Here is a 20,086-nt window from a genome sequence, read left to right as displayed (position 1 = left end):
CGTATTGTGCAGGAGCCCATTCGGTGACACGATTCCATCTTTTTTCCATAAAAAAAAGCCCGGAACCTCACCCAAGGTGAAGTCCCGAAGCAACTCGTTTCTTATAATACTCGCCTGTTTAAGGCTTGGCTTCAATCCAATAATCATAGGCATGAACAATGTTACCTTGGTAAGCCTGATGTTCGGCCAGCAGATCCGGAAGCTTGGCAAGCTGAAGTTCCATCTCCGCTGCCCCTTTTTCATAAAAAGAAATATGAGGACCTTCGTGGTTCTGCTTCATTTCTACCGAAATCATTAACCTTTTTCCCAAACGATCCGCGATCTCCATCTCCTGACTCACAACAGCAGCAATCCCATTGGAACCTTCGGCGTTGTTACGGAAAGCCATCAGCGACACATGATCGAGTGTACGGATCATAAATTCAGTCACAGATGTATCCTTTCCTGGCAACGCGAAGCTATCCAACCATACAGCAAGGTCTGCGCTTGTTTCGAGATCACTATCCTTCTTTGTTTCTTCCTGGAAAAATGTAATGTTGGCAGCCCATTCGGTCAATAAGGTGTCCCGACTATTCTCCCACTCTGGCAATGTGTAAGGCTCAATATCCAGATGGATGCCTTCAAATCGTTCATCCGGCTCGGATTCGGCATTATAGTTTTTCACATAATCAATCAAGCGCTTAATGCGTGGACGATTCTCCTTCTTACCCCAGATCGGATGTCCACCCATCGCATGGATCTCAATGCCCTGCGCTTTTGCCCGTTTCACAAAACTGCGATAGCTGGAATAGGGTTGATCCAGGTCCAACCTGACATACAACCAGTTAATATTCTGCTCTCTAGCAAATGCTAGTATGTGCTCTCCCCCGTCATTCGTCACCTGAGAGGCCTCCCAGATATACGTTCCCCGAATCTCTGGCTGATTGGATGGAGTCTCCGGTGATGGCAGTTCCGAGGGCTCCAGTTGTCCCCAGTATACGATGTCATGTACAGCAGAACCTGCGTAGGAACTATGCTCGCCGAATGCGGAGGCAACTTCTTCAATAACACTTTCCAGTTGTGCTGCACCTTTCCCGGCAAATGACGTGAACTCCTCGCCAGGCATGGGCTTGGTGTTCAACCCAACCGTCACGCTCACATTGCTGGCATCTGCCCAGTTCATTTCCTGTTCAATCAAACGTATGATACCATTGTTCCCTTGCGCGTTATCACGGTAAGCGAGTAAAGTGACATGCTCCACTTGTTCAATGAACCAACGTGACAATGGTTCGTTATCTGCATCCTCAGAAACTCTATTTCCTGTGACGGTATAGGAATCCAGCCAAAATGGCAGGTCAATATTCACTGCAACTGCGCCATCCTGTCTCACTTGCTCAAATAACAGATTCATATTGGCTACCCAGGATTGTACCAGTGGCTTAGCATCTTCTTTCCAGGCTGGTAACACATAGGGCTTGATATCCAGATGTATGGCATCAAATTGTTCGTTGGGCTCAGCAGCTTGATTGTAATCACTTACCCAAGACGCTAATCTGAGCATGGGGCCTTCACGGCCACTGAGTGCCCAGGATGGATCGCCTCCCAGCGCTTCAACCGCAATACCTGCACGGCTTGCTTGGGCTATAAACGTCTGGTATACCTCTTTGGACAGCGCCATGTCTACATTCACGTACAGCCTGTTTATCTTATGTTTAGCTGCATTGGCCAACAGCTCATCTCCGTTGCTAACAGACTGTGCCTGCCATACCCAGGCCGCCCGTATATCTGCGCCGTCTGCTTCAGCAGGTGACTCATTCCCTATCATTATCATCCCTCCGATCAGCAGTAACAGCCAAAATACCTTCCGGGATTGTTTCCCGAACATATACTCCCTCCATTCCTCTACTGTTGTAAAATCACATTTATTATAGCAACCGAGTTATTAAAAACAAATAAGCCCAAGTGCTTAACTTGGGCTTATTACTCTTATGTTGGATAATCTTAGGGCTTGCCCGAGTCAATCCCGGTTCTAGTCCTCATATATCATTTTTCGGGTCATGCCTCCATCAATAACGAGGTTGGTCCCTGTGACAAAGGTATTGCTTGGGTCAGACAAATATAGACAAGCACGGGAGATATCCGAAGGAACACCCACACGACCGGAGGGATGCTGTTCATGATCCTCCTTTTTCAATTTCTCCACGTCTCCTGTCTCAATCCATCCCGGACTGATACAATTGACCCGAATTTGGTCCTTGCCCAGTGAGACCGCCAGCGCATGTGTCAGAGCTACAATCGCTCCTTTGGATGCGGCATAAGCTTCGGTATCCGGCTCAGACATCAGTGCACGGGTAGAAGCCATGTTGATAATGGCACCCCCGTGTTCATTGCTTTTCATATGTTTGGCTGCTTCCCGACTCGCCAAAAAGCAACTTCTCACATTGGTATTGAGTACATCGTCCCATTCTTCCAGCGTCAGCTCATAGGGTGATTTCCATTTGGCGAGTCCTGCATTATTCACCAAAACATCAATTTGTTTGAATTCTTCCACGGTTGTCCGAAAAAGATTCGTAATATCCTGCTCGCTCCGAACATCACATTGGACAAAGATGGCTTCTCCGCCTTCATTACGAATGGAAGCTGCGGCTGCGGCACCCTCGGCTTCCTTGTGATCGGCAAGTACAACTTTGGCTCCAGCGACCGCATAAGCTTCAGCCACACTTCGTCCTATCCCTTGAGCGGCACCGGTTACAACAACGACCTGATCTGTAAATGACATATTGATTGCCTCCTCTATGGTAATGATCTTTTGATCATAATCTCATTAAGCCTCTTCTTATATAAAAACACGTTAGGCCCATTAAGAAACGCTTGTCCAGTAAATAATCAAAAAAAGCTCACGCCATTCTGGCGCAAGCTGCTCAGTTTAACCCCGTAGGCGTTCAGAATATACGCGATTATATCGCTCGAAGCCTACATAACGCGTTCCTTTGAACGAGAGCCGTCCTTCATCCCCCTCAGCGCACAAACCATACTCTTCGCCATTGACTTTGAATTCGAGCCGATCTCCACTTTCTACTTCAAAGGTGACGTAGTATAACGTTCGTGCTGTACTACCCGGTTCAGATTGCGACTGACTCATCTTCATCCGTCTGCTGGTGATACGTGAAGGCACGGTCAATAGCGGCTCCGAGTTGTTGCGTCCCCACTTCCATACCTCCTTTCCCATCGACAGAAGGACTATACCTATAATCAGAACAAATACAACCGGAAAGACGGTTCCAAACAAATCAAACATCCAGGATGATTCAATGCCCATGTCTCTCCCTCCGTTCATACAACTTAGGACAGCCGGAGTCTTGACCCGTCTCCTGTAATGTATATGCACGTAAACAAGGAACTTGTTATCCGGATTGAAATCCAACGATGTGAAGGGAAAAACCCTCCGGCAGAATACCGAAGGGTTGCTTCAGACGAAAAATAAGTACTATTTCATTATCTAATACATGCTTAACTAGCAGCCCTGTTTTACTTAAAGGTTGTTGCAAATCGTTGATCCGACAATATAACCTGATTAACCTGTCCCTCTTTTGTCAGCATAAACGATGCACGATAGATAGCCAGATCATCTTTTTCCGCTTGCAGCGACTTCTCATCCAGGAATGTTTCCTTCTGAATATGATAGGCATAATCGATATTACGTTCAGATTCGACCAAAACATGTTCCTTGCCATACAGATCGAGAATCTCTTGATGTGTCATCCCCGCCTCTGCCCCGCGAGCCGTCTTAAAGTACCCTTTCGAATCCTTATTCAGGATTATACTAACGACCTTGGCATCCCTATAGCCAATCGTGATCCCTTTATTGTATTGATAGGATTGACCCACACCGGTTGATGTTCCCTCGCCGAGAATTTTCTCCGTCTCTTCCTGACTCATTCCATACGTAATCTTATCCTCACTGTCGGTCTTCGTCACAGCCAGATCCTGTTCTGAAAATTCATTTGGATTGAATTTGCTATTGCTGCAAGCCGTGACCATGATTAATAATAATGCCGCAACAACCCATGTAATTTTTCTCCAGTGTCCATTCTTCATGTACTCACCTCTGATGTTTTTCCAATATTTTATCATATTATCAACTGAAAAAATAATTAGTAGTGACGTTTTCACCATTCCTCGCAAACAAAAAGAGTATCCGATATGTAGTTACTCCTGTACCATTATCCGCTCCAACTGAGATAACAGCCTCAGGTAAAGCACTGCTATCTCAGTTCAAGCAAACCCATGTTACCCTTGTGGATGCATATTTAATAAAGCTGAGGACAATTAGCTAGCCTGTTAACTGATTCACGCTAATTGTGTGATCACAAGATGTGCCGATACAGGTCTTGTTCCGCCCGCAAGTGGCGTGATTGTTAATGCAGTAGCATTACCAGCCGGGTTCCGCACGGTCAGAATAGAATTAATCACGGTTGTCTGCACTAAAGCCATACCCACAATCTGAGACGTTCCCGTTGCTCGCCCAACTACAGTAGGAGCCAAATCTGCCCCATTGAGAGTTAAGATTAATTGACCGGCTTCATTGATGCTCACCTGGAACAAAATCTGATACGTACCAATGGCTGCCAGATTGAATGAACTAGGCCCCGTACGGGCGATAGTTGTTCCACTTGTCGGCCCATCCTGAGGAAAGCTTACATCAGTACCGGGAGCAACCGTTGCTGCATTATCAGGTGGCATCAGTGCGAAAAAGTCAGCAAATCCCAGTACGCTTCCGGCTGCTCCTGTTGCACCTGTACCTCCCGTGGCTCCAGCTGGACCAGCTACTCCTGTCGCACCCGTCGGGCCTACTGCTCCTGCTGCACCGGCTGGCCCTGCTGGGCCTACCGCTCCTGCTGCACCGGCTGGGCCTGCCGGGCCTACTGCTCCTGCAGCTCCTGTCGCACCCGTCGGCCCAACAGCTCCAGCAACACCTTGAGGCCCAATTGCCCCGGCAGGTCCAGGATTACCCTGCGGACCTTGTGGCCCTACGGCCCCTGCTTCTCCCGGAATCCCCTGTGCTCCCATAGGTCCAGCAGGCCCGACCGGACCTTGAGAACCTACCGCTCCAGCAGGACCAGGCTGTCCCTGAGGCCCTTGTGGACCAGGTGGCCCCCCTGCTGGTCCTTGAGCTCCAGTTGGCCCTTCAACCCCTTGTTTACCTGGAATACCTTGTACGCCCTGTACGCCTTGTATACCTTGTGGTCCTGTTGGGCCAACGACAGTAGGGGTAGATATATTCACTTCTGGAGGCGGACATTTTACTTGAACGAACTTTTTGACCACTTTCAATCGGCGTTCTTTTCTTTTAACTTTACACGGATGGAATGTTGCTTTTTTTCTCTTCATACGTTTCTTCACTTCTGAATGACTCACAGTGTGGACACCTCCCTATAGACATGGTTTAACGTACGTATGTAGATGAAAAGATGCGTGGACGAACAACCATTTTAACCAAAAAACTCCGCTAATTATCAGGTAAAACAATAAAATCAGTAGCAACTGCCTATACGTTTGATCTATTTTGTTCAAAACCATTAATTGAGTCGAGCTGGTTTACGTGAGGAGATTTGTTCAAAAAAACTCATGCCATTTGGGCATGAGTTGCTTGGTTTAACTAAGCAGACGTTCCGAATAAAGCAGATTAGTTCGTTTAAAGAAATATATCTTGTCCCTTGAAAGAGAGCCGTCTTAAATCTGCATCGGGTGTACGACGATATAGGAGTTTTGAGAAAAAGGTAACCACGACCTCCATAACATGTTGAGTTCATTTATGCTGATTTTTCGATTGTAATATTCTTCATTACAATTAATCTTGTGGTCTAACGATTCTGCCAAGTAAAAATGCGTTTCATCATAACCAACGACGGGAACAAAATGTAAATAACGTTGTTTGGGATGTACTCTAATAAATAAAATAACAGGCACACCTTGGCTGATCTGTTTTTTCAACGTATTCACATTTCCTCGTAAGTACATTGCCTGATATCCTAGTTTTCCGAAAAAAACAACGACCGCTTTGGGATATACCGTCCCATCCAGTAATTTGCGAGGATAGGTTTCATAAAGCTTTGTTCCGTTGGACTCCAAACCGAAATGTCTCAAGACAAACGCACTGGAAAATGCAGCGCATTCGTAGTTTTTCTGAATATCTAACCGATTTGAAGATTGAATGTAATATGCGCTTGGCACATTGACTGTGTACATGCGATCTTTCTTAGGGAAACTGAAATAAAGGGAGATCACCCAGAGAATAATCAACCAAAGTAATACATTGAGAAACAATTCGTGACCTCCTTCGTCTCATCAAGATGTCTTTTAAATGTTCATTCAACACACCAGTTCTTTAAAACCCATTCTTTAATTTGTTCAGCTACTCCCTCTACTGTAACTTCTGTCGTATCAACTGTTTGCATTGGCGGGTCAAACGCAGTTTCCGAATTCTGGAGTAACCAATTGGCAAAATTCTTGTGATCTTCAACCAGGTTCTCGTCCCACCCACGGGCTCTTAAACGCGTCTCGCGAGTAACATCGTCACAATGCAAGTTCATATATAGAATCCGATCAAATCGATCTATGTAATCCGACGATGCAATGTTTTCCGGAACCATCGTTCCGCATAAAACAGTCCCTCGTCCACTTAGCGATATGTTATACGCAATCCTCAACCAATTCTCTTTGGCAATCTGCCAATCCACGTTATCGATGATATCCATATCAAAGACGTCAAATTCGGGAAGTTGCTTGCGAACAAGCGAAGAGATCGTTGTTTTTCCTGTTCCACTTGCGCCTGTCACTATAAAAAGCGGTAATCTTCTCATAACTCGCTCCTTGAGTTAAAATAAATTTTGATTTATTACGTTCTCCATTGATCTGCTTTCAACCCATAAATAATCCTGTTTAAATATGCACCGTTAATATATTCGTAATCCCTTAATTCACCTTCACGTTGAAAGCCTAATTTTTCAGGAATTGCGCGGCTTTTGAGATTATCTGTTGCTACGCCAATTTCAACTTTATTTAATTCAAGTTCATCAAATGCGTAATCAATTAAATTTTTAATCGATTTTGTAATAAGTCCCTTACCCTCATATTCCTGACCAAGCCAATATCCTATTTCAGTCTTCTTGTTTTCTTGATCAATGTACAAGTATCCAATAGAACCAGCAAGCTCGTCTCCACACCAGATTCCTAACCAATAACCATCATCTTGAGCATAGCGTATACGTGTTCCCTTGATGAAATTTCTTGAATCCTCTTCTGTTAATGTCATACTGGGGAACTTCAACCACGCTCCTATATGATCCCTGTTTCGATCGATCAGATTATATAATTGGGGTGCATCTTTCATTGCCAATAGTGATATATAGGTAGCAGTATCCATTTGATATTTAAACATAGCCCACTCTCCGATTCATTTCATTTAATCACCGTTTTCTTGCTTTAATGACAAAGGATACAGGTAACATCTTCGCTCTTTTAAGGAGACTATCGCTATTATTATGTAATTGCATGATATCCTCATCAGATTCTTCTATCATTTGTTCAATGACAAATCCCGCTTTTGCTAGAGCGTTGACATAGGTTGATATTTGACGATCAGTTAAAACTAATTCTCCCTGACAAAAATCAGGAGACACCGCATACCAAGATTCAGCAGAATATGACTTATTGAAAACAAATCTATCATTTTCTTCAACGACACATCTATGAATTGGATGAGACCAGCTGAAAATAAAAATGCCATCTTTCTTTAAATAAGAAGCGATTCGGCTGAAAGTACCTTCAAGATCGGTTGTCCAACCTATGGCATAAATCGAATACACAGCGTCAAAATAATTAGTAGGAATCCCACATTCCTCTTCCATGGGTGAACATATCAATGTTGCAGAAATACCGTAAGTCCTCAAGAGTTGTTGTGTCTTTTCTATCTGTTTCTGGGATATATCCATCCCCCACAGTTCATCTGCTTTGCGATCCCCATGATACTGCAAGGATTGACCATTTCCACAGCCCACCTCTAACATCTTTAATCCTGAGACATCTCCAAAAAGTTGGTGTTTTTCTTCTGAGATAAATGCTCCATAATGTGGAAGCACAATTGCTCTCAAAAAGTCATTCCCTTTTGTATCCCAATAAAAGCTGTTTGTTTCATAAACACTGTACTTGTTCATCTGATAGTCTCCTTTATACACCACATTCAGAACATCACTTGTTACCTTCGTTGAAATATGTAATCTCATTGCCATTAAGTAAGCTTTTAAAGCCGTTCTTGTAGTAAGGCATAAGCTCATCTGCCCGTGTTATATCCAACCATGCAATCTCAGAGATTTCGTCTGGTCTTGATATCTCTTCTCTCCCTCCGACGATTTCCGCTCTGAATGTGATAAAAATGGCATGTTCATTGATTTCTTCAAATTTACACTCGTTTATTGCTACAATACCGTGGACGCCAACATCAAGCCCTGTTTCTTCTTTGGCTTCCCTGATTGCTGCTTGTTCCCATGTTTCATCGGCTTCAACAGCTCCACCAGGCAGCGACCAGCTTGAACGCCCTACATTTATTACGGCAAGCACTTTAGACTTGGATGGATTGGTTAGTAGTGAGTAAACTACATCGACTCGTTTCATAGATTGAACTTCCTTCCTGGAATTGATCTTCCTATGTTTTTGATATAAAATTCATAGCCTCAAGATACATAAACTAGCACACCCATGTACATCAACTAAGTTGGTCTATACTCTCCTTGAAAATTAAATTGATAGCTTTCATCTACACGGATATATCCGAGAATACAATGTCCTCTTTCTCTGTATAAAACGCTAGAGTAGTTTTTATTGTCTGTGTTCCCCTCTGCAACCAATAATTGATCACCGTCACAGGCCAAAACAATTCCAATGTGATCGTGAGAATTATCCGTTAAGAGCTTCTCATAAATGACTATATCACCACGCTCTGGTTCAAATCCTTCTTGCATATCCCGATAAAAGAATCCTGTTTCAGCTAGCTGAGCCCAGTCTAACCAAGCACCCACCCCAGCTAATCGATACATTCGATTAGGATATCTAATAGGGAGTTTTATTCCAACTTTCATACAACAATGATATACGAATGCGGCACACCAATTGGCTTCAAGTACTTTACAGATATCAGAATCCGGCCAATACCTGCAAATTTCCTGATATCGTTGATCCCCTGAAGTACCAATAATATTTTGCTTTGCCAGCGTTTCTGCGAAATCAGCTAACTTAGAACGCCGCTCTTCAGTATTTATGTGAACTGTTTGCACATTAACATTAACGTCTGCTTTTATATTCTCCTTCGAAATCCCCAATTCAGTAAATACATTCTGTATTCTACTTATCTCTGCCTTTGATAAGTTTCTATTTGGATTCTGGAAGTATATCTGAAACAGTATGGCATCTTTAATAACTTCTTCATATGGGCCATGAACTAGATGTGTATCTTCCTGATAGAAGATTGACTTAAGAATGATAGACAATTCATCTGTCGTAAAAATTTCAGCACTGCGACCAGGAAAGTCTTCGATTCCTGTTTTGTAGAAATAAAAACCGTGGAGTAACCCTGCAATCGCAGTAATTTCCGAATCCTGTACTCTTTTCATAGCAAGCATGGAAGCGAAATTAGAAACCCCATAAAGATGAGCCAACATACCTTCCTTGTTAATACTTTCCTCAAGAAGCATTTCATGAACGAGACTACGAACAGTGTCCAGCCGTTTAGATTTCTTTCCTGAACTCAAACTTTGGCCTCCCTACCTTTCTTGACTGGGTCATATTCGGCTTTATTCCTAGACCCATATCTATGATGAATCTGCAATTAAAGGTAATTTTAGAGAATACACTGTAATATGTAACACGCTTAAATATTATTCTTATCACTGAACTCAATGCAAAAAGGTTGCATCTCAGATTTTAAACAATACTCTATTCTTTCTCTGAAGTTTTTCCATTCGACTTTTAAAATGGCTTCTTCGATCGGAAAGAAACCAGACTCTAAGCTCTCCGATGATGTGATTAATTCTCCTCCTATTGGTTTGGCTAGGAATAATGTATTACATATTGAATTTTCAATATTTTGAAATATTCCACAGAATCTGATGATTTCAATGTCGATTCCGGACTCCTCTTTCGTTTCTCTGACCGCAGCTTGACTTAGGGATTCTCCTTCTTCTACTTGACCACCTGGCATTTCCCATCCTCTTCGTGGTCCTCTAATAAGTAATAATTCATTTTTGTCGTTTATCACGATAGCAGCGGCAGATAAAATATGTTTTGGAGGGCTCATTTATTCAACTCCTTCTAGAGAGATTAATATACGTTTGAAGAACAATTTATTGGCACACTAAAAGAAGTTATATATCCCATCTTCAAAGTAATTATATTCTTCATCCGTTATTCTTAACTTTCCATACCCGTTATAAAATATTTCTCTATCTCTTTCATTATCAAAAGCATTATGTTTCGGTCTAATGGCTAATGCTACATCATATCTTGGATCGCCATAAGCTGCTCCTGCCCAGTCAATAACTCCAACAATATTGCAATCATTAACTAGCACATTATCTATAGTAAAATCTCCATGGATGAAAGTGTTCTCTATTGGTTTTGGTCTTGCTTCTTTCAACTGTTGAAGTAGCTCTGCTGATCCGTCTACAGCAAAGTGAGTTAGATTATATTCTGCTTTATTAAGCATTGTATCTAACCAAGGACTGTCATTGTTCAATAATTCAACAGGACAAGAGCATTCATGTATTTTCTTTAAACAAAGCCCAAAGTTAAAAATCGCTTTTTCTTTACTTTGGAGGTCAGGCATCTTAGAGAGAAATTCTCTTAAACTTATTCCATCAATATAATCCATCAGAAGCCATCTCGATGTGTTCTCAGTATGAAATGAATATACCTTTGGAACAGGGAGTCCCGTATGGTAAAGGTATTGGAGCACCTTATATTCATCGGATAACCATTCATTATAAAGATCGTTTTCTGTCTTCTTGATGATGTACTTTTGATCAAACGTATCCAGTATAGCCACAGTAGAAGTATGACCTTGCTTAGGAAAAGTGATTTTCTGGACTTCCCCTATATGTTCTTTTATTTCAATTGGGAGATCCTGAATATTCATAGTTTCATCCTTTCTACTATCTCATGCTCTTTCTGATCATGTTCTCGTCGATAATTAAGCTCTAAAAGTACAAATCCCATCCCATAATAAAAGCAGCAAATAGGAAAGCCGACATGCCAGACATGATGTATACCGCCTTTTGCTTTTTACTATAGCTTCTTTTCAGCAGTTTGTAGAACAACAAGACAAGATACACCACAGCTAGAATCACATAAACCAGGTTCAAGATGAGATGTATGCGCAATGAAGAATAGGGGGAGAAGCCTAAGGCGCGCATGAACAATAGGATCGTATTCAAAATGAATGCCAGACTGGCGATATTAATGACAATATGATATTTATCGAACCCTGTACCGGGTCTTTCCCAGTTGTTTAATTTGTATTTGGATAACCGAATAAAATAGCCAATTATCGCTCTCAAACTGAGCAGGATCGCAATTGCAAGAGCAATAAAAGATGCTTTGATCAAGTTTATCGTTAAGTTGGATACGGGCAAAAAGTCATTATAAGGAATGGAGGCCTTCTCAATAGCACCGTTACTCTCAACAACATTTGCAAAGTTACTAAGCTCAAATGTTGTATACTTCTGCAGACTTAACATCGAATATGCCTTTGTAAAACCGGAAACGACCCGTCGCGCAGGCAGATAATATCCTCCACTCTCAGATTCAACTGAATTCGTGCTGAAACTACTTCCATACACCTTCTGGACAAGACCAACGTTATAAGCCATTTCATTTGACTGGTTTGTCATGACTACTAACCCAAAATTAGATTCCGGGTCAAAAACAAATTTACTTGAAAATCCCGCCGTACTTCCAGCGTGTTCCAGTGCAGGCACCCAGTATTCCACTTCAAAGAAGCCATGTGCAATTCGTGGAGTTGAAGTCCCATCGTAATATAGACTTGTTGACAGCATCTCGTCTAAGGTGTCATTGTTCGCAAATAATAAATTACTACGATCCACCGGCATTAAGGCTGCAAGAAATCTAGCTGCATCCTCTGCTGTGCCCATGGCGCCCCCCGCAGGGTACAAGCTTATGTATGCTCTATTCTTAGAGATGAGTTTCAGATTCGTAGTGTACCCCTGAATCTCGTTTCTTCGTTTCAAGACGTTTAAATTATCATACTGTGACGGGTGAATCGAAGTGTCTTTCATATTCAGCGGTTTAAATATATGTTCGTTGACATATTTGTAAAAGGGTTGTCCGCTTTGTAATTCAACGATGTAAGCAGCCATAGCCGTACCATAGTTTGAATAAGCAACGACACTCCCAGGTTTATCGATCTGCCTCGGTTCAAATTTTTGTAAAGCTTCACCTAATTCCACAATATCACTCTCGGATGAATACCATAAATCGATCAATCTATCCTCCCATCCTGCGTTATGATGCATAAGGTTGATTAGGGTAATGGGAGCATCGTATTCAAGATTCTTTAGAAATCCTTCCGGCAAATAGTCCTGAATATCGGTATCCAAATCAAGCTTTCCCTGTTCTACAAGCTGCATAACACTCGTCCAAACCAATAGTTTAGAAGTTGAACCCCATTCAAACACAGTAGAGGTGTCTGCTTTTCTCTGTTGCTCAATATCTGCGTATCCATAGGCCTTATTCACAATAGTCTCACCGTTCTTGATAGCTACAACCGAAACGGCAGCGGTATTCTTCTGATTAGTAGCCACATATGAATCTATTGTTTCCTCTAGCGAAGACAACGCAATCCTGGAGGGCGTTGTCTCCACATTCTCTACCTCAGCGTTTACAGGTACCGCACATGTCGTAATGATGAATGCAAGTATCAGAACACAAGCGATTACTTTATTAACATAGTAATATCTTCGATTAATCTTCATTAGCCACTCTCCTTCAAATTTTTTATTCATTGTAGAGTGTTAGTTCTATGGATTAAATAGCGCTTAATTCATTTGTTGAAATGAGGAAGTCTCAACCAGTTAATTACCAAGTAAGAAGTGATGAAGTACCAAAGCTTGAATAACTTAGTAAACTGCTGATCGGTCGGAAATATGCCGTTTTTTCTCCAATCTGTAACAATATCTTTACAACTAACATTTTCTTGTGTGTTTATTCCGTTAATACTTTTGATTTGGTGACTGCTGTGACGTGAATAAGGGCCAAATAAATCAGAAGCATTAAACATACCAAAGAAGCACCCTTATAATGAGAATTACTATGAATTTGTTTATCTAGCGAATATACCAAATGGTTTACTTCAGGTCTGATAGACTTTTTATCATATAAGCTTTTGTTTCGAGTTATATCCATATTTATGGTCTCTAGAATATTGCTTAGCCTTTTAATAAAATCAGATTGTGTGTAACTATATAAGTTAGCCCATTCATACAGTACTATGCTAATTTCTTTTTTTACTATTGCACCCTTAAACAGATAAGAACTATTGAATATGTCTTTATTATTGATCGTAACTTTTTCAAATGCGGACAAATTATATGTTCGAAGAAGCTCGGTCATCTGAATTGCCCATAAATACTCTTGAAATGAATTTGCTTCTACGTAATGTTCTTTTCCTTTGTTCATGATATGATTTGCATACTTCAAAGCTCTTGAATCAGCGATTTGAACATCTTTCGTTTCTAGCACATTCTCTATGTCGCTTATATTAATATGCTCCCCCTTTTGTACAACTTCTTTAGTAACCTGATGACTCCAAAGGTGTCCTAATTTAGAGTGCGCTTCATAGTAGCTTAGGAACACGCGATGTAATGAAAAAAAATTACTTTCACCTACACTTGAAATCATGTTATCCACATCTTTATGATGAACCCGAAATAAGCGCTTTTGCTTGGTAGCGTACCCATCTTCTACATTAATTGTTTCTCCATCCTCAAAATCAATATAAAAAGAATTTAACGCAGGTAATGTATCAAAATGAGCAGAAACAATAAGTCCGGAATTTTCTGAGGATAATCTATGCAAGTTAATTTCTCCTTTTAATTCGTAAATTCAATTCCAAGTAGATTCAATTCATTTATACTAACTTCATGCCCCTATAGTTTTCGTGCCTTTATCACAAAGGTTGCAGGGAGCATCTTTGCTTTAGTGGCAAAATCATCATTTTGCAGTTGCATTAATTCATTAAAGTAACATTTTTTTAAAACAATTCTATTCTCTTCTGCAGCAACACATTTGTGGATGACAAAAGTTGTCCTTTGGTATCCCAAAACAAGCCATTGGTTTAATAAATACTACGTTTATCCATGTCACCTTCCTCCAAACTAAGATTCAATAAAACAATTCCACATTTTGAGTAATTTACCTTAATTATTTCTATAATAACCCATGCTGCAATATTTGCGAAGTGAATTTAAAAGCGCATACATTTCTCTCCAAATCAAAAAGAACCCTCCCGCAGGAGCGTTCTCCGTGATTGATCCGTGTATCATTAGCCTAAGCGTACATTAGATCCATATACCCGCGAGTTACATCTCCACCTTCGGCTGGTTCGGGTTGGTCTGCCTGTGCGTGTTCTGCCATGCAAGCCTTCACTGCTTCCTCTGTTGTACAACGATTCGCATCGTCACATGTGTAGCATAATTGAAGCATATATCTGGTTAATTCATCCGCCTGCGTGATTTGAGTTTGACCGTTGGTTCTCATCTTCATCACTCCTTCTCTTGTTGAGTTAAATATATCACCTTCTAACATATTTATTTGTGATTTATTTCACAAACTAAGCAAAAAAAGAAAAGGAACCCCTTAGGCTCCTCTCCTTTCTCCTATCTATTCACATCGATAACACTCTACTTTAGAGTACTTTCCAATGTCCACCGCCGTCCACCGTTTGCAATAACAACGATCTTTTGGCATCTGTATTTTCAACCAGTATCCAGCCAAGCTTGGAGGTAACCATCTGCATCTTCACAATCTCAGGATAGTCTTCGAGAATTTTCTCCAGTACACTGCTTGCAGGAAGAGCACTCCACGTTTTGCCCGCATCCTTGGTGTGGTAGGTTATGCCCTTTTGCATCGCCCAACCTTCAGATGCGTTCAGAAATACTGGTGAAAGGTTACGATTCGCACCTGTTTGTTTGTTTAAAGTGAAATTGGACAGCTTCCAGCTCTTACCGCCATCGGTGGTAAAGAATCCATTGAATGTTGTGCTCTCCCCTTGAGAACAGGACATTGACATCCAGGCTGACTGCGCTTCACGTCCAAAAAATTGTGGTGAACTAACACTGAAATTACCACACCCGTTGAATTTGTTTCGATCAAAGAAGGATGGTCCAGTATTCCAGTTCTCTCCGCCGTCTGATGTTACATACAACTTCGGTGTGCCGAACTCCAGCGCTGTTAAGAAACCATGCTTTGGATCCGAGAAAGTCATGCCCGTGGTGTATCCACGTTTGGAAATCTCTTCTGCTTCCTGTTTGCCATCTTCATCACTGGAAGACATCCGATTCCAGGTAATTCCACCGTCCTCGGTAAAGTAAAGTTTCTTGTCCTGTTTACCAATAGCGGTATCGACCGTGGTGAGAATCCAGCCTTTTTCAGGAGATACAAATGAGATCGCAGTCACTTTATCCGTCTTGGACAGAGAAGACAGACTCCATGTCACGCCCCCATTGTTGGTGCGAAGCACCATGGTATCTGTTCCACCCATACCTTCACGAACAATCCAACCGTGCGCACGATCTACAAAATAAATGCTTTGTCCATATTTAGGGTTAGCCGGAAATTGTACATTTTCCGAAGGTGAAATATTGGTCCAGGTCTTTCCCTGATCCTGAGTGTAGTACAGGCGCAGCGCATTCCGCGTCACCCCCCACGCCAATCCTCCGTTGTCATTGAGCAACTGAAAATCGGTCAAACGGGTCTGTATCTGGTACTTGGCCATGTCTGCAGATTCTGTACTATTCACAGGGGGAACGACAGTTAACGTCTGCCCTGTATTCCCGGCGTCCTCCTGCTGCTGCGGAGGTTCTGCTACCGGAGGTTGATCTGAGTCGGTGCATGCAGCCAATACAGCTGCTATACCTATAGACAGCAATGCTGTCTGCGCGATTTTAATCCATTGCGAACGCAAGTGGGTTCCACCTCTCTCATCCAATATACAGGCGCGCATGCCTGTCCTATGGCGTTTTTATTTACGATTCATCAGAATCCACTGCTCCTATTCTACCACAAACCTTATGTAAAAGGCTCATTGCCCACTCATGGTCGGCCCGCTCCCTTTTTCCAGCTCATACTCTGGGCTATAGGTCGCACATTTATTACCATTAATTTCATCCTAAACTGTTTTTCGACGGAATAATTGGTAAAAAGACATGAAATGTGAACTATTTTATAGACAACACTCGCTTTATATTCTCTAATCCCTTAATATGGATGGGAGTATAACCCAAAAAGGAGAGGATATTGAACATGACAAATAGTGCAGCTCTGAAACCAAGTCGTGTCGTGATTGTAGGCATGGGTGCGGTGGGAACAACAACGGGATACACGCTAATGTTGAGACAGCGTTCGTCCGAGTTGGTATTTGTGGATGTGAATCATGATAAAGCAACCGGCGAAATGCTGGATATGAACCACGGTCTTCCATTTACGGGAGGCGTGAAAGTATGGGCTGGCGATTATTCCGACTGCAAAGATGCAGATATCATTATTATTACAGCGGGTGCTTCCCAGAAACCGGGCGAAACCCGGATTGATCTGCTGAAGAAAAATGCAAGCATTTTCAAAGATATTATTGAGCGTATTACTGAAGTGAATTCTCATGGTATTTTACTGATTGCAACCAATCCTGTAGATATTTTGTCCTATACTTCATGGAAACAAAGTGGATGGCCTGCTTCCCGTGTCATCGGTTCAGGTACATTGCTCGATAGCGCACGTTTCCGTTACCTGATTGGTAAAAATAAAGGGATCGACCCGCGTAGTATTCACGCACACATTATTGGTGAGCATGGAGATTCCGAAGTACCGGTATGGAGCCTGGCTAACGTTGCAGGAACAGATCTGGAATTGGATGAAGAAACACAACAGGATATCTTCGACCGTACCAAAAATGCAGCGTATGAGATTATTAATGCCAAAGGAGCGACTTCCTATGCAATCGCCCTTGCTCTGGACCGCATTGTAGCTGCAATTCTCGGCAACGAAGGCTCCGTTCTGAACGTATCCACGTACCTTGAAGATTACAATGGTGTATCGGATGTTTATCTGGGTGTTCCATGTGTTGTCGATCGCAACGGTGTGCGCGAAATTCTGCCTCTTCCGTTGAATGAAACCGAAAAAGTGGCTTTCCAGGCTTCTGCTAACAAATTAAAAGAACAGATCGCTGGACTCGAGTAATTCAATCGCGCAATCATTCATATCGTGAACGATTCAGCACGTTAAAAGTTGTAAATTAAGATATCTGTCTTAGCCAAAAGGGCCATTTGTTTCTTCTAAAGAGAAGAGGCGAATGGTTCTTTTGTTTGATTTCTATTATAGGCCTATTTAGATTTCAGATATTAGTTTACATAATATTAATTATGTTTAAATATCCACCATCCAAATCAATAACAAAAAAAGCCTGTCACTTGGACAGACTACTTTTCGGATTAAATATTGGCTTTTTTCTTCTAATATGTCGGAAGTTTTACGTCCAGCAGAGCCATAGCCTCTTCTTTCTCCCTACTGGTGACGTGTGTGTACACGGTTGTTGTTTGAATCGATGCATGACCAAGCAGTTCCTGTACCGTACGCAAGTCGGCTCCACGCCGTAACATCATGGTCGCGAACGAGTGACGCAGCTTATGACTGGAGTAGTTTTGACGTTGATTGGCTGGTGATTCCTGCTGGAAGCGTTCAAAGGTTTCCGTAGATATGAGCTGGATGCTGCGAATCGACAGTCTCTTCCCTTTTTGCGAGACAAATAGTGCTTCCTCTTTTGGCCGCCAAGGATCGAGACGCTCAGCCATCGCTTGAGATAATACTTTTGCCACAGTCTCCGGTACAGGGAGTGAGCGCCATTTACGACCTTTACCAAATACATCTAATGTACGCCGCTCCGCATTATAGTCTTTGCAATCCAGAGCATGCACTTCTCCAACCCGTAATCCCATATATCCCATCAGTAGAAAAACAGCCAGATTACGTGTACGATACTTGCCTTCTACCGACTCCAGAAAACGTGTCAGCCCACTTTCATCAAGGAAAACAGGCGCACGGTTTTTCTCGGTTTTGGATTTTTTGATCCCAAACGCCGGATTATTCGTTAACAATTCGAGTTCAATGAGGGACTTGTAAAAACAGTTCACCGCCGCATGTTTGCGATTTCTCGTGGCATCACTAACCCCACGCTCCCGCGCGCGGGACAGAAAAGACAACACATGCAGCTTTTTGACCTGCTCCAGTGACTTTCCTTGAATGGAGACCAGGAATTCCACCACGTCACCGGTGTATGATTTTACCGTATGGCCTGTATATCCGGCGTCCTTCATCCATATGTGAAAAGCTTCTAGCTCGTCCGCATATTGCTCCTGAATCTCCTCGGTCATCATCTGTCTACGTCACCTCAATTCGGTTCTTTATAAATTGACTAAGATTATTTACACGGGCACTGCGATGACAGAACAACCTTCTTAAGCTGAACAGAGCCCCTAGGCTTCATCCACAATGACAACGTCAATTAGTGGAATGATCGTTTCGGGTTTGCCTTGACTGCGAGTAAGTACAAACGATGGCAATGGATTCTCGTGCAACCCATTCACGGATTCACAGATCTGAGTATACAGATCCATATGCAACGTCTCGCCTTCACCCGCCACATCAATAACAGGCCAATCATTCTGCACACAGGCAGGCCAATAAGCCAGCTCATTCGCAGGTACGATACTTAATTGCTGAATGGACGGATCAATACGGTAGATCCCTTGCCGTTCAGGTTCATCGCCCAGCTTGTCCACGGCGAGTATTCGAGCAGACTGCTCATCTGGTGCAGAATAGAGTGAATAACACCACGGAGTCACGCCCCAGGCGATCGCCATCAGCCCCTCATCCAGCAAAGTATCCGACAAGTTTCCTTCAGCAAATTGTTCGATCAGATTATGGTTACCCGGTCCTATCAGTGCCTCTACACGTTCAGCGAGTCGAGGCAGGTCAGCGAGAATAAATCCTCCTCTGCCGTAGGAGTCAAACACATGATGGTTTCTGCTCCACACAGCTTGAGATGGGGAACTCAACGACGCTGCATCTGCCGGGAAAAGCGATATATATACGGTGATAACTTGCGCATACTTAACCATTGCAAGTTGTTCTGGTTCGAGTGTACCTTCAGCAATACGAGGTGTTTTCATATGCAGGGAGATTCGAAGTTCGTATTCCCCCTCTGTAAATGCTGCCCAACTAAGATTAACAGACTGTTCAACGCCTTCAATAGATGCAATGGAGATTGAGCTATCCGGTTTCAGGTTAACAGCATACTGCACGTATGCCAGCTCCTGACCATAGATGATATTGGCATCCTGACGATTGACCGGTGAATCCAACTGTTGTGCAATGACAGATACTTTACGTCCATCCTTCAGAAGGCGCTGCGGATCAATATCTAACTGTAGGTCACCTGCACCTCCTGATTGTGAAACAACTAATTGTGCCTCTGCAAGTACGGATGAGTCAGCTAATGCAAATCCAAAAGCTGCATTTTGATGATCTGAATTCGTATGTAATGGTGTGTTCATGATACATCCCCTCTCTTATGTCTGATGGCATGTCACATCCCCAAATATATTTCATATTTGGCTTAGCCGCAACCCCGCCCCATGATTAAGTTGGTTACGTCCCTTATTACTTACCCATATATGAAGAAAATTCCAACCTTCCCCTGCTGTTATCTTCCTTTATCTTTCTATATAAAAAAAATCCCCATGCCGCTTCGCCTAAGCGATACGAAATG

General features: G+C 42.5%; 20 protein-coding genes. 1 reads left to right on the top strand and 19 read right to left on the bottom strand.

Features of this window, described 5'->3' with window-relative positions; translation table 11 throughout:
• Positions 1-118: 118 nt before the first annotated feature.
• The 17 genes from CXK86_RS10985 to CXK86_RS10905 form a co-directional block, all read right to left on the bottom strand.
• A complete protein-coding gene (locus CXK86_RS10985; protein WP_143781233.1) occupies positions 119-1,804 on the bottom strand; it encodes a hypothetical protein in 1,686 nt (561 codons plus the stop codon).
• A 204-nt stretch (positions 1,805-2,008) separates the two neighbouring features.
• Positions 2,009-2,758 (bottom strand): glucose 1-dehydrogenase, encoded by a 750-nt coding sequence (locus CXK86_RS10980; protein ID WP_076250310.1) that lies wholly within the window; start codon positions 2,756-2,758, stop codon positions 2,009-2,011.
• 147 nt (positions 2,759-2,905) lie between these two features.
• The gene (locus tag CXK86_RS10975) at positions 2,906-3,298 is read right to left on the bottom strand and encodes a DUF2500 domain-containing protein (protein WP_076250308.1); all 393 of its coding nucleotides are present in this window, start codon (positions 3,296-3,298) and stop codon (positions 2,906-2,908) included.
• A gap of 209 nt (positions 3,299-3,507) precedes the next feature.
• A complete protein-coding gene (locus tag CXK86_RS10970; protein WP_076250306.1) occupies positions 3,508-4,077 on the bottom strand; it encodes a hypothetical protein in 570 nt (189 codons plus the stop codon).
• A 252-nt stretch (positions 4,078-4,329) separates the two neighbouring features.
• The gene (locus tag CXK86_RS10965) at positions 4,330-5,397 is read right to left on the bottom strand and encodes a collagen-like protein (protein ID WP_076250305.1); all 1,068 of its coding nucleotides are present in this window, start codon (positions 5,395-5,397) and stop codon (positions 4,330-4,332) included.
• A 315-nt stretch (positions 5,398-5,712) separates the two neighbouring features.
• Positions 5,713-6,306: a C39 family peptidase gene (locus CXK86_RS10960; protein WP_076250303.1), complete on the bottom strand. Its 594-nt coding sequence runs from the start codon at positions 6,304-6,306 to the stop codon at positions 5,713-5,715.
• Positions 6,307-6,347: 41 nt separating this feature from the next.
• Positions 6,348-6,842 (bottom strand): AAA family ATPase, encoded by a 495-nt coding sequence (locus tag CXK86_RS10955; RefSeq protein WP_076250301.1) that lies wholly within the window; start codon positions 6,840-6,842, stop codon positions 6,348-6,350.
• Positions 6,843-6,877: 35 nt separating this feature from the next.
• A complete protein-coding gene (locus tag CXK86_RS10950) occupies positions 6,878-7,420 on the bottom strand; it encodes a GNAT family N-acetyltransferase (protein ID WP_076250299.1) in 543 nt (180 codons plus the stop codon).
• A gap of 28 nt (positions 7,421-7,448) precedes the next feature.
• Entirely contained in the window at positions 7,449-8,195 is a 747-nt protein-coding gene (locus CXK86_RS10945; RefSeq protein WP_101313677.1) for a class I SAM-dependent methyltransferase, read from the bottom strand.
• Between the two features lie 34 nt (positions 8,196-8,229).
• Positions 8,230-8,652 carry an NUDIX hydrolase gene (locus tag CXK86_RS10940; protein WP_076250297.1) on the bottom strand — a complete coding sequence of 141 codons (423 nt, stop codon included), beginning with the start codon at positions 8,650-8,652 and terminating at the stop codon, positions 8,230-8,232.
• 95 nt (positions 8,653-8,747) lie between these two features.
• Complete coding sequence (locus tag CXK86_RS10935; protein WP_256719990.1) at positions 8,748-9,785, bottom strand: CHAP domain-containing protein; 1,038 nt, start codon at positions 9,783-9,785, stop codon at positions 8,748-8,750.
• Between the two features lie 119 nt (positions 9,786-9,904).
• Positions 9,905-10,330: an NUDIX hydrolase gene (locus tag CXK86_RS10930; RefSeq protein WP_076250295.1), complete on the bottom strand. Its 426-nt coding sequence runs from the start codon at positions 10,328-10,330 to the stop codon at positions 9,905-9,907.
• A 57-nt stretch (positions 10,331-10,387) separates the two neighbouring features.
• Positions 10,388-11,167: a phosphotransferase family protein gene (locus CXK86_RS10925; RefSeq protein ID WP_076250294.1), complete on the bottom strand. Its 780-nt coding sequence runs from the start codon at positions 11,165-11,167 to the stop codon at positions 10,388-10,390.
• Between the two features lie 61 nt (positions 11,168-11,228).
• Positions 11,229-13,052, bottom strand: coding sequence for a serine hydrolase domain-containing protein (locus CXK86_RS10920; protein WP_083684345.1), 1,824 nt, complete (start codon positions 13,050-13,052; stop codon positions 11,229-11,231).
• A 199-nt stretch (positions 13,053-13,251) separates the two neighbouring features.
• Positions 13,252-14,124, bottom strand: coding sequence for a hypothetical protein (locus CXK86_RS10915; protein WP_101313676.1), 873 nt, complete (start codon positions 14,122-14,124; stop codon positions 13,252-13,254).
• A 471-nt stretch (positions 14,125-14,595) separates the two neighbouring features.
• A complete protein-coding gene (locus CXK86_RS10910) occupies positions 14,596-14,805 on the bottom strand; it encodes a hypothetical protein (RefSeq protein WP_051447324.1) in 210 nt (69 codons plus the stop codon).
• 148 nt (positions 14,806-14,953) lie between these two features.
• A complete protein-coding gene (locus CXK86_RS10905; RefSeq protein ID WP_179087842.1) occupies positions 14,954-16,231 on the bottom strand; it encodes a WD40/YVTN/BNR-like repeat-containing protein in 1,278 nt (425 codons plus the stop codon).
• 338 nt (positions 16,232-16,569) lie between these two features.
• Between CXK86_RS10905 and CXK86_RS10900 the strand changes: the two genes are divergently transcribed.
• On the top strand, positions 16,570-17,499 hold the full coding sequence (locus CXK86_RS10900; RefSeq protein ID WP_036613729.1) for an L-lactate dehydrogenase: 930 nt from the start codon (positions 16,570-16,572) through the stop codon (positions 17,497-17,499).
• A 272-nt stretch (positions 17,500-17,771) separates the two neighbouring features.
• On the opposite strand, the gene CXK86_RS10895 is transcribed toward CXK86_RS10900, so the two are convergent.
• Both CXK86_RS10895 and CXK86_RS10890 read right to left on the bottom strand, forming a co-directional pair.
• The gene (locus CXK86_RS10895) at positions 17,772-18,692 is read right to left on the bottom strand and encodes a tyrosine-type recombinase/integrase (RefSeq protein ID WP_047843346.1); all 921 of its coding nucleotides are present in this window, start codon (positions 18,690-18,692) and stop codon (positions 17,772-17,774) included.
• A 99-nt stretch (positions 18,693-18,791) separates the two neighbouring features.
• The gene (locus tag CXK86_RS10890) at positions 18,792-19,871 is read right to left on the bottom strand and encodes a hypothetical protein (protein ID WP_076250288.1); all 1,080 of its coding nucleotides are present in this window, start codon (positions 19,869-19,871) and stop codon (positions 18,792-18,794) included.
• Between the last annotated feature and the right edge of the window lie 215 nt (positions 19,872-20,086).

Source organism: Paenibacillus sp. BGI2013, from assembly GCF_002843485.1.
GTDB lineage: Bacteria > Bacillota > Bacilli > Paenibacillales > Paenibacillaceae > Paenibacillus > Paenibacillus amylolyticus.
Note: the sequence above shows the minus strand (reverse complement) of the source record. Positions and strands in the feature narration are given on the sequence as shown.

What these genes read in the sequence shown, in the direction of transcription:
- CXK86_RS10945 (WP_101313677.1), bottom strand. Translation starts at nt 8,195, where the DNA reads ATGAACAAGTACAGTGTTTATGAAACAAACAGCTTTTATTGGGATACA.
- CXK86_RS10895 (WP_047843346.1), bottom strand. Translation starts at nt 18,692, where the DNA reads ATGATGACCGAGGAGATTCAGGAGCAATATGCGGACGAGCTAGAAGCT.
- CXK86_RS10910 (WP_051447324.1), bottom strand. Translation starts at nt 14,805, where the DNA reads ATGAGAACCAACGGTCAAACTCAAATCACGCAGGCGGATGAATTAACC.
- CXK86_RS10900 (WP_036613729.1), top strand. Translation starts at nt 16,570, where the DNA reads ATGACAAATAGTGCAGCTCTGAAACCAAGTCGTGTCGTGATTGTAGGC.
- CXK86_RS10920 (WP_083684345.1), bottom strand. Translation starts at nt 13,052, where the DNA reads ATGAATAAAAAATTTGAAGGAGAGTGGCTAATGAAGATTAATCGAAGA.
- CXK86_RS10925 (WP_076250294.1), bottom strand. Translation starts at nt 11,167, where the DNA reads ATGAATATTCAGGATCTCCCAATTGAAATAAAAGAACATATAGGGGAA.
- CXK86_RS10930 (WP_076250295.1), bottom strand. Translation starts at nt 10,330, where the DNA reads ATGAGCCCTCCAAAACATATTTTATCTGCCGCTGCTATCGTGATAAAC.
- CXK86_RS10985 (WP_143781233.1), bottom strand. Translation starts at nt 1,804, where the DNA reads ATGATAGGGAATGAGTCACCTGCTGAAGCAGACGGCGCAGATATACGG.
- CXK86_RS10950 (WP_076250299.1), bottom strand. Translation starts at nt 7,420, where the DNA reads ATGTTTAAATATCAAATGGATACTGCTACCTATATATCACTATTGGCA.
- CXK86_RS10890 (WP_076250288.1), bottom strand. Translation starts at nt 19,871, where the DNA reads ATGAACACACCATTACATACGAATTCAGATCATCAAAATGCAGCTTTT.
- CXK86_RS10940 (WP_076250297.1), bottom strand. Translation starts at nt 8,652, where the DNA reads ATGAAACGAGTCGATGTAGTTTACTCACTACTAACCAATCCATCCAAG.
- CXK86_RS10980 (WP_076250310.1), bottom strand. Translation starts at nt 2,758, where the DNA reads ATGTCATTTACAGATCAGGTCGTTGTTGTAACCGGTGCCGCTCAAGGG.
- CXK86_RS10955 (WP_076250301.1), bottom strand. Translation starts at nt 6,842, where the DNA reads ATGAGAAGATTACCGCTTTTTATAGTGACAGGCGCAAGTGGAACAGGA.
- CXK86_RS10970 (WP_076250306.1), bottom strand. Translation starts at nt 4,077, where the DNA reads ATGAAGAATGGACACTGGAGAAAAATTACATGGGTTGTTGCGGCATTA.
- CXK86_RS10975 (WP_076250308.1), bottom strand. Translation starts at nt 3,298, where the DNA reads ATGGGCATTGAATCATCCTGGATGTTTGATTTGTTTGGAACCGTCTTT.